Annotated in this window: 11 protein-coding genes; 5 read left to right on the top strand and 6 right to left on the bottom strand. The window is 70.4% G+C overall.

Features of this window, described 5'->3' with window-relative positions; all coding sequences use genetic code 11:
* Positions 1-244: 244 nt before the first annotated feature.
* The 4 genes from DNK54_RS02105 to DNK54_RS02090 are packed head-to-tail and all read right to left on the bottom strand — an operon-like array spanning position 245 to position 6407.
* A complete protein-coding gene (locus DNK54_RS02105) occupies positions 245-625 on the bottom strand; it encodes a hypothetical protein (protein WP_110205279.1) in 381 nt (126 codons plus the stop codon).
* A 24-nt stretch (positions 626-649) separates the two neighbouring features.
* Entirely contained in the window at positions 650-4129 is a 3480-nt protein-coding gene (locus tag DNK54_RS02100) for an ATP-binding protein (RefSeq protein WP_239459867.1), read from the bottom strand.
* On the bottom strand, positions 4126-4896 hold the full coding sequence (locus tag DNK54_RS02095; protein ID WP_204164383.1) for a DUF4194 domain-containing protein: 771 nt from the start codon (positions 4894-4896) through the stop codon (positions 4126-4128). Before DNK54_RS02095 ends, DNK54_RS02100 begins: the two co-directional genes overlap by 4 nt.
* Positions 4893-6407 carry a DUF3375 domain-containing protein gene (locus tag DNK54_RS02090; protein WP_110205278.1) on the bottom strand — a complete coding sequence of 505 codons (1515 nt, stop codon included), beginning with the start codon at positions 6405-6407 and terminating at the stop codon, positions 4893-4895. The genes DNK54_RS02095 and DNK54_RS02090 overlap by 4 nt, the downstream gene beginning before the upstream one ends.
* 282 nt (positions 6408-6689) lie before the next feature.
* Here DNK54_RS02090 and DNK54_RS02085 point away from each other — a divergent pair, with 282 nt between their 5' ends.
* Both DNK54_RS02085 and DNK54_RS02080 read left to right on the top strand, forming a co-directional pair.
* On the top strand, positions 6690-7997 hold the full coding sequence (locus tag DNK54_RS02085) for a DUF445 domain-containing protein (RefSeq protein ID WP_239459918.1): 1308 nt from the start codon (positions 6690-6692) through the stop codon (positions 7995-7997).
* A 119-nt stretch (positions 7998-8116) separates the two neighbouring features.
* Positions 8117-8725: a polyhydroxyalkanoate synthesis regulator DNA-binding domain-containing protein gene (locus DNK54_RS02080; protein ID WP_162602277.1), complete on the top strand. Its 609-nt coding sequence runs from the start codon at positions 8117-8119 to the stop codon at positions 8723-8725.
* Between the two features lie 138 nt (positions 8726-8863).
* On the opposite strand, the gene DNK54_RS02075 is transcribed toward DNK54_RS02080, so the two are convergent.
* Positions 8864-9898 carry a zinc-binding dehydrogenase gene (locus tag DNK54_RS02075; RefSeq protein ID WP_110205275.1) on the bottom strand — a complete coding sequence of 345 codons (1035 nt, stop codon included), beginning with the start codon at positions 9896-9898 and terminating at the stop codon, positions 8864-8866.
* Positions 9899-9991: 93 nt separating this feature from the next.
* Complete coding sequence (locus DNK54_RS02070; protein WP_110205274.1) at positions 9992-11089, bottom strand: oxygenase MpaB family protein; 1098 nt, start codon at positions 11087-11089, stop codon at positions 9992-9994.
* 81 nt (positions 11090-11170) lie between these two features.
* Between DNK54_RS02070 and DNK54_RS02065 the strand changes: the two genes are divergently transcribed.
* The 3 genes from DNK54_RS02065 (at position 11171) to DNK54_RS02055 (ending at position 14374) form a co-directional block, all read left to right on the top strand.
* A complete protein-coding gene (locus DNK54_RS02065; protein ID WP_239459866.1) occupies positions 11171-11770 on the top strand; it encodes a TetR/AcrR family transcriptional regulator in 600 nt (199 codons plus the stop codon).
* Between the two features lie 116 nt (positions 11771-11886).
* Positions 11887-12897, top strand: coding sequence for a 5'-3' exonuclease H3TH domain-containing protein (locus DNK54_RS02060; protein WP_110205273.1), 1011 nt, complete (start codon positions 11887-11889; stop codon positions 12895-12897).
* Positions 12898-12967: 70 nt separating this feature from the next.
* A complete protein-coding gene (locus tag DNK54_RS02055) occupies positions 12968-14374 on the top strand; it encodes a diguanylate cyclase domain-containing protein (RefSeq protein ID WP_110205272.1) in 1407 nt (468 codons plus the stop codon).
* Positions 14375-14380 lie beyond the last annotated feature (6 nt).

The raw sequence follows: 14380 nt of genomic DNA, 5'->3' as shown, positions 1-14380 counted from the left end.
CGCGCGGCAGAGGGCGCCGTACGGCGGAGCAGGGTTCGACCGTCACCCGGCGCCGGGGTCGACACGGCGCGGGCAGGGTGAGGTCAGCGACAGCGGGTGCTCTGCATACGTTGGAGGTCGACGACGAGACGCCGCGTCAGCAGCTCACCCTCGGTCGTCGGGACACCTCGCATGCTGGGGGAACCCGCGAGGCTTCCCGGGCATTCCGGGCCGCGGGGGTGACTCGGCTCTCACCCGCTGTGCCCTACTCCGGCGCGAAGGAGACCAGCGACGGCTCGGCCGAGACGACGACACCCATCACCTGGTCGAGCGAGGAGAGCCAGGTGACGCCGCGACCGTGACGCACCGCCGGCCTACCCAGCTCGCGGTCGAGCTTGCCGACCAGTCGGCGGTTGCGGTCGAGGACGAGGACCATGTCACCGCGCCCGGCCCGGCGGTCGGGGTCGATGAGCAGCAAGGTGCCTGCAGCCCAGCCGCTCCCGGCCAGGACGTCGTCGGCGAGCCGGTGCCGGATCAGGTGCCGGGGCGCCGAGCGTCTCGTCGAGGAGGGCGCCGGAGCCGGCGCCACGGCAGGCTCAGCATCGAAGAGGGCCGGCTGCTCCTCGTCACGCAGATGCGAACGCATGTTCGAATCGTAGCGGCAGCGGCGTCACTCCTCTACGGCTGCGCCCGCCGCATCCCGGATCGGCGTGATCCACGACTGGTGGGTGCGAGCGTTCTTCGTGATCGCCAGCAGCTCGTCCATGTGCGGCTCCAGACCGGTCACCTTGTCGAGCGGGACGCCGATGATCAGCTGGAAGCCCAAGCCCTTCCACGCCTGCACGGCACGGCCGGCGAACTCCGAGTCGGCCTTCACGAATCCCTCGTCGAGGAAGACCGGTGCGAAGCGCGGTCGCGACCGCAGCTCGTCGCCGAGCCGGAAACGCAGGGCGGAGCCGACGATGAAGGCGACCAGCTCCTGGCTCTCGCCGCCGGACTTCTCCCCCAGCGTCCGGTAGGTCGCCCGCAGCTCGCCGGTGAGGTGGTCGAACCGCTCGGCGCTGATCTCCACGTGGCGGCGTACGTCGAGCAGCCGATCGCGGTCGGAGCCCGACACCTGCCCGTCGGGGCCGGCGGTGGGCTTGCGGAGCTGGCGCATGAAGCGACTCAGCTCGGTGAACCGGCGTTCGAGGTCTGCCTCCGCGGCGTCGCCGGGCTGCCCACCCGAGAGCGTCCGGAGGTCCCGCAGGAATGCCTGCACGTGCGCGGGGCTGAGCCGTCGGAGCCGGATCCTGAGCCGGTCGCCTGCCGAGCCGAACTCGAGGCGCCGCAGGATCGCGTTGATGGGCTCGAGCCTGTCCTCGATCTCCTCGACCGAGGAGGCCATCGCGCCCAGCAGCGGCACCAGGTCCTGCCCGCTCCACTCCGTGAGCCGGCGGCGCCACTCCGCACGCCGCCCGGCCAGGCCCGTGCTCTGGATCTCCTCGAGCACCCGGGCGTAGTCGGGGTAGGAGTCGGCTCCGGACCCCAGGTTGGGAGACTCCCAGCGCACTTTGTAGAGCCGGAAGATCCCCGCCAGCTCCTCCTCGGTACGCCGCACCTCGGCCTCGGCGTCGCCCACCGCGTCGCGCAGTCGCTCGGCAAGTCGCTGCGAGTTCACCTGGAAGCGGTCGAGGTCGTCGGGATCGTCGGGAGCCGAGGCGGCAGCGAACTCGACGGAGAGCGCCTCCTCCTGCTCGCGCGTGAGGCTGGTCCGGCCGGCCCGCTCCATCGCCTCGATCCGGTCCTTGACGAGGTCTTCGGAGTCGACGAGCTCGGCATGCTCCGCATCGAGCCGCTGCTGCTCCTGCTTGAGCCCGTAGCGTCGCTGCTTCGCCTCCTCGAGCCGCCCCCCGAGGTCGTCGATCTGGCCTTGCCACACCTGGAGCTTGTCGTCGGCGCCGAGGATCTCCTCGCGGCGGGCCTCGAGCTCGGCGATCCGTGCGTCACTGCCGGCGACGTCCAGGTCGTCGAAGCGAGCCGCGACGATCGCCTCGTGCGCGGTGCGCTGGTGCTCCAGCACCCGCACCCGGTGGTCGAGCTCGCCGATCTCTGCGTCGATCGCCTGCAAGGCACTCTCGATCTCGGCGAGCTCCCGATCGAGATCGCCGAGGGCGTCGGCGTTCGAGAAGCCGATGATGTTGCGGCTCTCGCCACGACCGTGCGCGCCGCGACGGCCGCTCCGGGTCTGCCCGGCCAGCGTGACCCGCAACCCCTCCCCCGCCAGTTCGGCTGCCTCCTCGACGCACAGGGCGTTGCGGACCGGCTCGGCAACGTGCGCCTGGACCCATCCGGAGAACGGTGACTCCTGGAAGACCAGCTTGCCCGCGACCCGCTCCGGCGCGGCGGCCGGCAGATCGGGAAGATCGAGCTCGACCCCCTCGAAGGTCAGCCGGCCCCGCATCCGGAGCCCGTCAATGGCCGCCGAGAACTCCTCCAGCCGGTGGACGGGCACCAGCAGGAGCCGGGCCGAGCCGCCGAGCACGGTCTCGACCGCGGTACGCCAGCGGGTGTGCTCGGGTGCGACGTCGACCAGCTCGGCAACGAACGGCAGCTCCTCGACCGGCAGGCCGGACGCGGCGGCGACCTGCTCGCGCAGCTCGTGCATCCGCGAGGGCACCCGGCCGGGTCGCGCCTCCAGCGAGACCCGCTCCTGCTTGAGCTCGGCCTGGCGCTGCTGCAGCGGATAGCGCCGGTCACGCGCGCCGTCGCGCGCCGCCCGCAACTGCTCCCGCTCCGCCTGCCAGTCGGCCAGCCAGACGCGTGCCCGCTCCTGCAGCGCCGAGAAGGTGTCGGCTGCGCGCAGAGCGGCCTTCGTCTCGTGGCCGGTGGTGGTGCCGAGGTCGAGCAGCGGCAGCATGCGCTCGGTCAGCGTCTCTCGCCGGCCGAGCCGGTCTTCGCGGACCACCCGCTCCTGCTCGAGCGAGAGCGCCAGCGACTGCAGGGTCGAGCCGCCGGCCGCCCGGTGTCCCTCCTTGGCGAGCTCCAGGTCTCCGGCCAGCGCGCCCTCCGCGGTCAGCGTGGCTGCCAGCTCCTCGCTGACGCGCTTGCGCCGCGCCCGGTTGCTGCTGACCCCTGCCTCGATCAGCCGCAGATGGGTGCGCAGCAGCCAGAGCCGCAGCGGAGTGTCGCCGCCATCAGTGACGCCGTACGAGTCGAGGGCGGTGCGCCGTCGCGCGGCAGCCACCCGACGGGCGTGCAGCTCGGTGATCGGGGCAAGCAGCTCGAGCTTGGCCTCCTCGGTGCGCATCGCGCTATGAGCGGCGTCGAGGTCGTCGAAGTGGTCGATGGCCCGATCTGCGGCGGCGTAGGTGGCCGGGCGCTCCAGCACCATCTCCTTGTAGAGCTCGTCGACCGAGCGCACCTGATTGCCCGCCTGGATCCGGGCAAGCAGGCGCAACGCCTTCGCGCCGTCTCCCCCGGCCCCGATCCCGAGTCGGGCGTGCAGCACCGCGGCGAACTCGGCATAGGTGCGGTGCACCCGGATGCCCGGGTAGAGCTTCTTGAGGGTGAGCGCATGGAACCGCTCCGCGACCGCAACCTCCAGCTGGTCGAGCGCCAGCGGACCGTCGTGGGTCACCAGCTGCATCTGGACGTCGCCCGAGCGGGTCGCTCGACGGGGCACGTAGTAGGTGCGCAGCACGGTGAAGCGCCCGCCCTGGTCGTTGACGAAGGTCATCGCCACGGCGCCCCAGGTGTCGACACCCTTGCCGCGGAGCAGCTTCTCCTCCGGGCGTCCGGTCCGCGGGTTGTCGACCACGTCGACGGCGCCCCGCAGATAGGAGAGCAGGTTGCGTTGGCCTACGCCCCGGGCGCGACCGACGACGGCGTCGTTGGAGGCGCCGTTGAACTTGGTGTCGGAGGGCATCATCAGTGCCGTGTAGGCGTCGAGGATGGTGCTCTTGCCCACCCCGGAGGCGCCGGAGATCATCGTGGTGTCACCGCGCAGTGGGACGGCAGTGAGACCGCTGAAGCCTCCCCAGTTGACCAGTTGGAGCAGTGCCGCCCGCCACTGCATGGTGTCGTCGGCCGGCGTCACCACGCTGCCGCGGTCGAAGAGGCCGTCGTTGAACTCGCTCTCGTCGAGTTGCTCGATCTCGTCGATGCTCACGCGTCGTCCTCCTCGAAGAGCTCGGTGTCACCCTCGGCCGGCGTCGTCTCGTTTGCGGCGCGCAGGGCCTCCAGCAGGTCGCGCAGCAGCTCCAGGGGAAGCAGCGGCTCGATCGCCTCGCTGATCTCGAAGCGGTCCTCGGCGGCGGTGCCGATCAGCAGGCCGGCCTTCTGGATGCCGAGGACCGCGTTGCGGGCCCGCTTCTCGTCACCCGCCTCGTCGGTGGCATGTGCGGGACGGAAGCTCTCGATGTGGTCGAGGATGTCGTCGCGGTCGATGTAGACCCGGGCGTCTCCGCTGGCCAGCCCGGAGCGCAGGCGGTCGCGCAGATGGACCAGCACGATCGTCTCCTCCCGGGACCAGGCGGTGTCGTGCAGCAGGGTCGGGAACCGCCCGCCGGTCTCGGAGGAGGCCTGCCGCTTCCATGCGACCTCACGGGTGCGGTCGATCGCGAGGTCGAGGAAGAGGTCGTTAAGTCGCGAGCGGAGTACCCGTTCGTGCTCGACGAGCGTCTGCCAGTCGCGCGGGTGGGTGCGGGCGCTGATGAAGCGCTGCTTCAGCAAGGTGACGAGCGCCTGCCGCTGGGCGAACTCCAGCCCGCCTTCGTCGCCTTCGAAGAGTGAGACCGAGGTCTCCGAGGCGTAGTCGCCCACGGCGCTCTCCCCGGCCTCCGTCCAGCCCGCCTCCGGCCAGCCCGGCTCGGACCAGTCCTCCGGCGACTCGGCGGCCCTGTCGGCGGCCGGGTCGGTGCTCAGGTCAGTGCTCATGGGCGAGCCTCACTCTCGTCAGCATCGGTCAGTGGCTCCGCGGGCCGCAGCGGGAGCCGCGGCACGCGGAACTCGCGGTCGCTCCCGTCGGGACGCAGCGCGCGGTAGCTCTCCCAGGCCGGCTCGGCCTGCCCCTCCAGGTCGGCAGCCAGGTGGAGCAGGCCGAAGATCTCGACCGGTCGACGGAGCGCCGGCTCGAGTTCGTCGAAGAGCTCGCCGAGGCTGCCTTCCGGTCGGGCTGCGGTCATCTCGTCGAGACGCTCGCGCAGGACGCCCAGGTGGGGGCCGCCTTGAGCCATCAGGTCGGCCAGCGACACATCGGGGGCCCCAGCCGGGTCGACGATCGCGATCGGTTCAGGCAACACGTCGTCGGCCGGATCGTGGAACCGCTCCCGCAGGTGGTCGACCCCGACCCGTGCCGGGAGCAGGGGCACCTCGTGACTGGCGCGTGGGCCGGTGCCGGCCAGCCAGGTCATCAGCTCGGCCTCGACCTGGCGCAGGGTCTGCTCCAGCTCGCGGTCGCGCAGTCCGTCATGGGCGACGATGTACTCCTTCAGGGTGGCGGTCACCTTGGAGCGCTGCGCCAGCGCCCGATCGAGCCCCTCCCGGATCAGCTTCACCGTGCCGCGCAGCTCGGCGCGATCGGCGTCGGCCAGGATCCGGTCGGAGAGCGGATGCTCGAGGAGGGCGTTCAGGTCGCCACGCAGCTGGCCGACCAGCGCATCGTCGCGCAGCAGGGCGAAGGCACCCTCGAACGCACGGCCCTCGTGCGTGGAGGTCATCAGCGCGTCGGCGCGGGCCAGGTAGTCGTCGATCACCGCACCCGGCGGCCGGTCCTCGGCACGGAACGCGGCCAGGATCTCGGAGCGGATGGCGGCGAATCGCTCCTCGACGCGCGCGAAGTCACTCGGCAGGGCCGAGACCAGCGAGAGCAGTTCGGCGTACCCCTCCTGCATGTAGTCCTCGGTGGCGCTGACCAGCTCGGCTCCGTCGACCAGACGGTCGCGCTCGGCGGAGAGTCGGGCGATCTCGGTGTTGAGGATCGTGACCCGAGTGGAGCGATCGGGGTTGGCGTCGGCGTTGAACCGGCGCACCGTGCCGAGGATCGTGGCGATCCGGTGCTCACTCAACGTGGCCCGGTCACGTGCCAGGGTCTTCACCAGCTCCAGGGCCTGCTGCGCGTGCGAGGTGAGCGCATAGACCTCCTGCCCCGCCTCGTCCAGCGCACGCACCAGCCACTGGCCCCGCATCCATCGCTGGCACAGCTCCCGGCCGCTGCCCTGCGGGAGGTCGGACTCCCCCACCTGGTCCAGGGACTGCTGCCGCAGCGCCTCCAGATGCGCGTCGACCTGGGTATGCAGGCGCGCGGTCGGGATCGGCTTGTTGTGCCGCCCGAAGACCGTGCGGAAGATCGCGATGACCACGGGGGCCTGCCGCTGGTGCAGCAGCGTGAGCGTGGGCTGCGCGAAGGCGCCCTTGACGCGCGCCAACTCGGCTGCGATCTCGCTCATGCCCTCGGGTCCTCCGTGCTCCTGCGTCCTACGTGTACGGGCCGGGACGGCAGTCTCTCAGAGGGGTACGACGGCCCGCGCCACCGCACGGCGTCTTGGGCAGGAGCACAGCAGGGCCCCCTTCGCCTGAGACGCCGAGCCAATGGCGCGTGACCTGGGCCGCTGACATACTGCGCGAGGAATCACGCCACGGGGAGGGACCGGAGCGAGAGGGACCTGATCGTGCGGGACTGGTCAGCCATAGTCGAGGACCTTCAGGTCAACTGGATCGTCTACGTGTCCATGCCGTTCATCGCTGGGGCGATCGGCTACCTGACCAAGCTCGCCGCCATCAAGATGATGTTCCGCCCCCAGAAGTTCCGCGGTATCGGCAAGCTGGGCTGGCAGGGCATCATCCCCCGCCGCGCGCCGCAGATGGTCGAGGTGCTCTGCCAGACCCTCACCGGCCGGCTCATCTCCGCGGGCGACATCGTCGACCGTGTCGACTCTCGCGAGCTGGCGCGGCGGATCGAGCGGCCGCTACGCAAAGAGGTCGCCCGGATCGTGCCGATCGTCGCCGAGGAGTACCAGCCCGCCCTGTGGCACGTGCTGCCCGGGCCGGCCCGCGACATGGTGGTGCAGCGCGCGCAGGAGATCGCGGTCGAGCTGATCCCCAAGTTCGTCAAACAGTTGCGCAAGAACATCGACGACGTCTTCGACCTCCAGGAGATGGTCACCGCCGAGTTCCTGGCGGACCCCGACATCCTCGAGCGGATGTTCCTCGACGTCGGTCGGCGCGAGTTCGCCTTCATCCGCCAGAGCGGCCTGCTCTTCGGCTTCTTCATCGGTTTCATCCAGGCCGCCATCTGGGCGCTCTTCCACGAGCCGCTGGTGATGCCGATCTTCGGCCTCTTCATCGGCTGGTTCACCGACTGGGCGGCACTGCGGCTGATCTTCAACCCGAAGGAGCCGAAGAAGTACCTCGGCATCGTCACGTGGCACGGCCTGTTCCTCAAGCACCGCATTCCGGTGTCGGAGGAGTACGGCATCCTCATCGGGACCCGGGTGCTCACCTCGGAGAAGATCATCGCCTCGATGTTCACCGGGCCGCGCGCGCCCGAGGTCGCAGACCTCTTCTCCGGCGTGATCCGCAAGGCGTTGCGCGAGGAGCTGGCCGACGTCGAGACGCTGGTACGTCGCGAGCTGGGTCGGCTCGGGTTCGACGAGCTGGAGGAGGCTGGCCTCGTCGGCCAGGGTGCGGTCAGTTCCGTCCTCGGCGCCCTGACCGGCGCCGTCACCCGGCCGCTGCGCAACGTCACCGGCAGCGGGCTCGACCTCGCACAGGTCGACCCGATGGCCCGGACCGCCGCCAAGGAGTTCGTAGCGGTCCTGCCCGACGTGCTCGCCGACTCGCTCGGCCATCTGGACGCGCAGCTCCAGATCAAGGAGACGATGGCGGAGAAGATGAAGGCCATGACGCCCGACGAGTTCGAGGGCGTGCTCCGGCCTGCGTTCCAGGCCGACGAGCGGACGTTGATCATGGTCGGCGCCCTGCTCGGCTTCCTCGTCGGCGAGCTGCACGTGCAGCTGGTCGAGCACTTCTCGAGATAGGAACCGCCACCCGTAGCCCGGGCAGCGGTTCGCGCCCGGGGGTCATCCGACCTCCGGTTCCCCTGCGCACGGCCCTTCTTTGCGCATCGCGTAATATGTCGGCCGACAGGAGGCACATCATGGAACCCCGCGTCATCAAGCGCTACGCCAACCGCAAGCTCTACGACACCGACCTCGGTAGGTTCACCACCCTCGACGAGCTCTCCACGATGCTGGAGTCCGGCATCCGGTTCGTGGTGCGCGACCACTCCTCCGGCGACGACCGCACCGACGAGGTCCTCGCCCAGGTCCTCGGACGCCGGGTCAAGAGCGGCGGCAGCAGCGACCTGCTCAGCGGCCTGCTCAAGGCACCCGCTCAGATCGCCCAGTCCCTGGTCGGCGAGACCGTGACCGGCAGCAGCACCAGCTCCTCCGCCACGAAGTCGAGCAAGAAGTCCGAGGCGAAGAAGTCCGGCCCGAAGAAGTCTGAGGCGAAGAAGTCCGGCTCCAAGGGGGCGAAGAGCGCCAAGAAGACCGGTGCCGGGCCGGGGTCCGACACGTTGGCCTCGAGCGCCACGAAGGCCACGAAGGCCACGAAGGCCACAAAGAAGCCGGACGCCGCAGAGGACGAGGTCGAGCGTCAACAGCGCGAGATCGAAGAGCTACGCAGTCAGGTCTCCGAGCTCACCCAGGCGGTCACCATGCTGGTCCAAGAGCGCCTCGACGAGCGCAGCCGCAGCTCCGACTGACCCACCGAGCCAGCACCAGAGGCACGTTGAGTTCGCGCATATGCCCCCTCCAGTTCGCGCGGATGACCGCATCACTTCGAGAAAGCAGCCACTTGCGCGAACTCGACGCTCCACTTGCGCGAACTCGACGGGTAGGGGTCACGCCTGGGGCAGCACCGCGACCTTGATGTGCTCGGTGGGATTGCGCAGGGCGGCGAAGGCGTCCGCGACGCTCTCCAGCCCGATGGTCGTCACCAGGTCGGAGACGTCCGGCCGGCCAGCGACCAGCTCGTCGGCCATCCGGGCATAGATCTCGGTCGAGCCGCCCATCGCGAAGTGCAGGGTGAGGTCCTTCTTGACCGCGATCGAGGGCCGCAGCGGCTCGTCGCGGGTGCCGGAGGCGACCGTGGTGATGACCGAGCGCATCGGGACCTCCTCCACCAGCCGCGGGACCATGCCGGGCGCACCGCTGGTGTCGAAGACGTAGGCAGGTCCGGTGAAGCCGAGCTCTGCCCAGACCTCCACCCAGCCACGCTCGTTCGGGTCGACCGTGACATCCGCTCCGACCTGGGAGGCGGCCTCGCGTCGCAGCGCGCTCGGCTCCACGGCGACGATCGTGGACGCACCCGCTCGACGCAGCGCGGCGATCACCCCGAGACCGACCGGACCGGTGCCCACCACCAGCGCGGGCTCGCCCTCCGGGATCCGGGCACGGTGAGCGACGGCGTACTCCCCGACGCCCATCGGGTCGAGGAACGTCGCGTGCTCCGGGCTCAGCCCGTCGGGCAGCGGGACGACCATCGAGGCGTCCACAGTCGCGCGCCGACCGAGCCCACCGGGGTAGTCGTTGCTGAAGCCGAGGCAGTGCAGGCGGCCGTCGGGAGCCACCGCGAGCGGCATGCAGTAGACCAGGTCTCCGGCGGCCAGTCCCGTCACCTCCGCCCCGAGGGCGCGGACCCGGCCGGCGAACTCGTGGCCGATCACGACGTCGCGACCACGGTCGAAGAGCTTCATCGCGTCCCCGGCCCGCTCGGTCGCCTCCCACCATCCGTCAAGGTCGGCGACCATGTGCAGGTCGGTGCCGCAGATGCCGTTGGCCAGAACGTCGATGGTGACCTGAGCGGGTCCGGGCTCCGGCGGCTCCGGCTGCTCGTCGACCACCAACGCCCCTGCCCGCAGTACCGCTGCCCGCATGCATCCTCCTCCGCCGCTGCTCCGGGGAGTGAGTCTGCGCAGGTACGACGGAGCATGGGCACCCGCTCCCACCCAGCTGCACGGCTCACGCCATCAGGCTCCGGCGGGAACCTCCCGGGCCTGCATGGCCCCGATGTGCTGCTCGGACTCGACAAGACCCTCGTCGCTCGGACGGATGCCCTCGTCGAAGACCCGCGCGCGCTGCTTGGCACGCAGCTCGGGGTGAGCTTCGGCCGGCAGGTCGAAGCCGAACTTCGCCTGCGCCTCGCGGGGCGTCATCGTGGTGGCGTTGCGGGCCGGGATGCCCAGGATCACCGGTGCGGCGACCTCCACCGCCGCGGGTGCGAGCAGTTGCATGAAGAGGAAGGACACCTCGGGGAACGCTCGGGCGGCGCCGTGCAGGAGCTTGTTGGGCCAGAGCACCAAGGCGTCGGTGACCGGCCCCTGCGTGATGCCGAACATCTTGCGGAAGTGCCGCGGGTAGGTCGAGATGATGCCGCGGCGCATGATGCTCATCGCCGGGGCGAAGACCCGCTTCTGCCACGCCGGGAGGTCCGGCGGCAGCGCCACGTGAAGCTGGAGGATGAAGTCGACCATGTCCTGGCCGGCCTCCGAGATCGCCAGGTGCGGGCGCCACTGCTCGAAGTACTCGCGCACCTCTGCACGTGAGCGCGGGACGGTGTCGGGGTCGATCGTCTGCAGCTCCGCCGCCCGGGCGCACTCGGCCCAGAACTGGTTCTCCTCGGCCTCGCTCAGCCGACCAGGCCCGAACTTCTCGTAGCAGGTCAGGATCGAGTGCCACGCGGTCATGTGGATCCACAGCTGCGAGTCGGGCCGGTTGGCGTCGTACTCCCCGCCGGTGACCGGGTCGTGGCCGATCGCCTTCGAATGCACCTTGACCAGCACGTCGGCTGCCTTCGCCGTCGGCTCCGCGGCGCCGAAGGCCACCAGCGCGAAGTAGCGCATGGTGCGGGCGTAGCGGGTGTGCGGCCGGTACTTCACCCCACCCGACTGGACGACGGCGGCGGCCAGATTGGGATCGAGGTGCTCGATGGTCACCGAGCGAGTGAAGCCGAGCACGTAGGAGGTGGGGTGGCTCCAGACCTTCCAGGTCACCGAGTCGGGGCCGAAGAAGCCGTAGTCGGCGGCGGGTTCGAACTGCTTGCGGAGCTGGTACCGGGTCTTGAGCATCGGAGCCTCCTTGCGGAACGGGCAGACCATTGAATTTTACTCCCATGTCATATTCGCTGTCACCCCCCTATCCTGGGACGCGTGACCACCTCGACCCGGAAGTACGCGCGGCGGATGCCGGTCGACGAGCGACGGCAGCACCTGATGGACGCCGCTCTCCGCGTGCTCGTCCGCGACGGGCACAGCGCACTCACCGTGGAGGCGATCGCCCGGGAGGCGGACGTCTCCCGCCCGGTCGTCTACTCGGCGTACGACGGGTTGGCACCGTTGCTCGAGGCGCTCCTGGACCGCAGTCAGCAACGGGGGCTCACCTCGGCGCTACAGCTCTTCGACGAGGTCCCCTTCTCGGACCATCCGAGTGCATGGGCACACGCCGCGGTCCGGCGATTCCTCGAGATCGTGCTCGCCGAACCCGACGTCTGGCGCCCGATCCTCGGCCTCACCCTCGACGCCCCGGCCTTCGTGCGTGAACGCATCGAGGAGACCAGGCGGGTCATCCATGCCCACATCGCCGCGCTGCTTGCCGACCGGTTCGGGGCCGCGCTCGACGTCGAGGTGGCCGCGCACCTGCTGATGGTGTCGGCCGAGCAACTGGCTCGCCTCGCCCTCGACCAACCGGAGGCCTATCCGGTCGACCGTCTCGTGGAGGCTCTCGGCCCGCTGCTGCCGAGACGCCACTGAGGTCGACTGGGCTGGCGCTGCTGCCGACCTCGACCACCAGCCTCACCACCGCACAGCCCTTCTGAAGCGACCACGACCTCGCATTGCAGCAGGCTTACGTAGCATGGCGCCTGACCATGAGCCCGGCTGAGCGATCTTCCTCCGACGCGCCACGCAGACTGCTGCTGGCGGTCGATGCGCCGTCGCTGTTGCACCGCAACCATCACGCTCGGGCCCACAGCGACCTGCGGGACCGCACCAACCGTCCGGCGTGGGCGCTGCACGGGATGCTGCGCCAGATCCTGGAGTCGATCGACTCGTTCGCACCCGACGCCGTGCTCTTCGGGCTCGACGACCGGCGCGACTCGGTACGTGAGCGCCGCTATCCCGACTACAAGGCCGGACGAGCGGAGAAGGACGCCGCGCTCGTCGATCAGCTGGAGCGGGCCGGCGCGCTCCTGGACGCTCTCGGGCTGGCCACCCTGACCCCGCCAGGCCTCGAGGCGGACGACGTCAACGCCTCGGCCGCTGCCTGGGCCGAGGAGCACGGCTGGAACTGCGTGATCATCACCTCCGACCGTGACTCCTTCGCCCACATCAGCGAGCACACCTCGGTGCTGCGGCTGATCAACGGGGGCATCAACGCCTCGCCGCTCCTCAACCCGGCGCGCCTGCACGCCATGTACGGCGTCCGTTCGGAGAACTACCTGGCGTTCGCCGCGCTCCGGGGAGACAGCAGCGACAATCTCCCCGGGGTGCCGGGAATCGGCGAGAAGACCGCGCCGATCCTGCTCGAGGCGATGGGGTCGATGGAGGCGGTCTGGGCCGACCTCGACCACAACGACGGGCAGGCCCTGGTAGCCGCACTGAACTCGTGGGCCGAGGAGACCGGGGGACGCCGGATCGGGGCCACGATGCGCTCCCGCCTGCTGGCCGAGGGTGCTCGCGCACGCTACGACTTCAACGTGGAGCTGATGGCCGGGCGCTCCGACCTCGACCTGGGCTTCACTCCCGACGTTCCCGGCTCCCCCGGCCTGCTCCCACTCGACATCGACCGGGTGTCGCGGGTCGTCGGCCACCTCAACGTGCAGGCCACCACCGACCTCGCGGTCCGGGTGCTGACCTCCACCCCGGCTTCCCAAGGCTGATTCCTCAGGTCGCGACGGTACGTGCCGATCCGCATCGGCATCACCGGCGCTCCAGGGGAAGGGGGTCCACGTGCTCCGCACCCTCGTCCGCCGACTGCTCCCCTGGGCGTTCCCGCTCGGCTACGCCTTCGCCCTGGATCTCGGCCGCTCGCTGCGGATGGCGGACTCCGAGATCGCACTGGCGTGGCCGGCCGCTGCGGTCTCCAGCCTGTGGTACCTCTCCATCTACGACCGCTCGCTGATCGTCCGCGGCGCCCATCTGATGCTGATCGGCGCGATCACCTTCGCGATCACCATGGCGACGGACTCCTCGGTCTCGCTCGCCCTGTGGTTCACGCTGGTGAACCTCGCCCTGCCGACGGTGACGATCGGCCTCCTGCGCAGGCGGCGCAGCGGGGCCCACCTGGACGACCCGGCCGACCTGACCCGCCTGCTTCTGGCTGTGCTCGCCGGGAGCCTGACCGCGGCCGTCATGGCAACGGGCTACTTCGCAGTGCGTGGAGACGAGGGCCTGGTGGGCATGTTCACCCTCTTCGCCGTTCGCAACGGCGTGACCGCCTTCGCCGGTATCGCACTCGGGCTCCGGCTGGAGGCCGGCAGCTGGCAGTGGTCGTTGCCCTCCGTCAGCCGCGCCATCGAGGCGGCCGCCACGACGCTGGCCGTCGTCGCCGTCCTGCTGGTGCTCTTCTGGGTCAACCCGGGGCTCCCTGTCGCCTTCGTCGCCTTCCTGCCGGCAATGTGGGTGGCACTGCGGTGGAGCACCACCGCCAGCACGGTGGCGCTCGTGATCGCCGGCGCCTGGATCGTGACCGCCACCCTCGCCGGGCACGGCCCGTTCATGGTGGGCACGCTGATGGAGCGTGCTCTCAGCGCCCAGGCGATGGTCGGCAGCCTGACGCTCACCATGCTGGCGCTCTCCCTGTTCCGCGACTCGCGCAACACGCTAGTCGCCACACTGCGCCACCGCGCCCTCACCGACGACCTGACCGGCCTCGCCAACCGGGCCCGCCTACTCCGGCTGACCGAGGAGGCCCTCCATACCGGGCCGGCCGGAATGCTCTTCATCGACCTCGACGGCTTCAAGGCCGTCAACGACCGCTACGGACATGCCTGGGGCGACCAGGTGCTGCGCACCATCGCGGACCGGCTCACCGCGACCACCGGCCCCGGCCCGCTCGTCGCGCGCCTCGGCGGCGACGAGTTCGCGGTGCTCTGCCCCGGGGTCAGCGATCCGACGACCCTTGCGCCGCTGGCGATGCGACTGCTCGCGGCCGTCGAGGCGCCGTACCCGGCACTGCCCGCGGAGGGCGGCGACCCGGTTGGCATCACCGCCAGCATCGGCGTGGCGACCGCACCACCGCTCTCCGGCTCCGACGTGCTGCTGAGCACAGCCGACGAGCTGATGTACGTCGCCAAGCGGCACGGCAAGAACCAGTACCGCGCCGCGGCACCCACGCAGGCGCTGCCGGCCGGCTAGACCTGT

Origin of the sequence: Nocardioides daejeonensis (assembly GCF_003194585.1) — a bacterium.
Classification (GTDB): Bacteria; Actinomycetota; Actinomycetes; order Propionibacteriales; family Nocardioidaceae; genus Nocardioides; species Nocardioides daejeonensis.
Note: the sequence above shows the minus strand (reverse complement) of the source record. Positions and strands in the feature narration are given on the sequence as shown.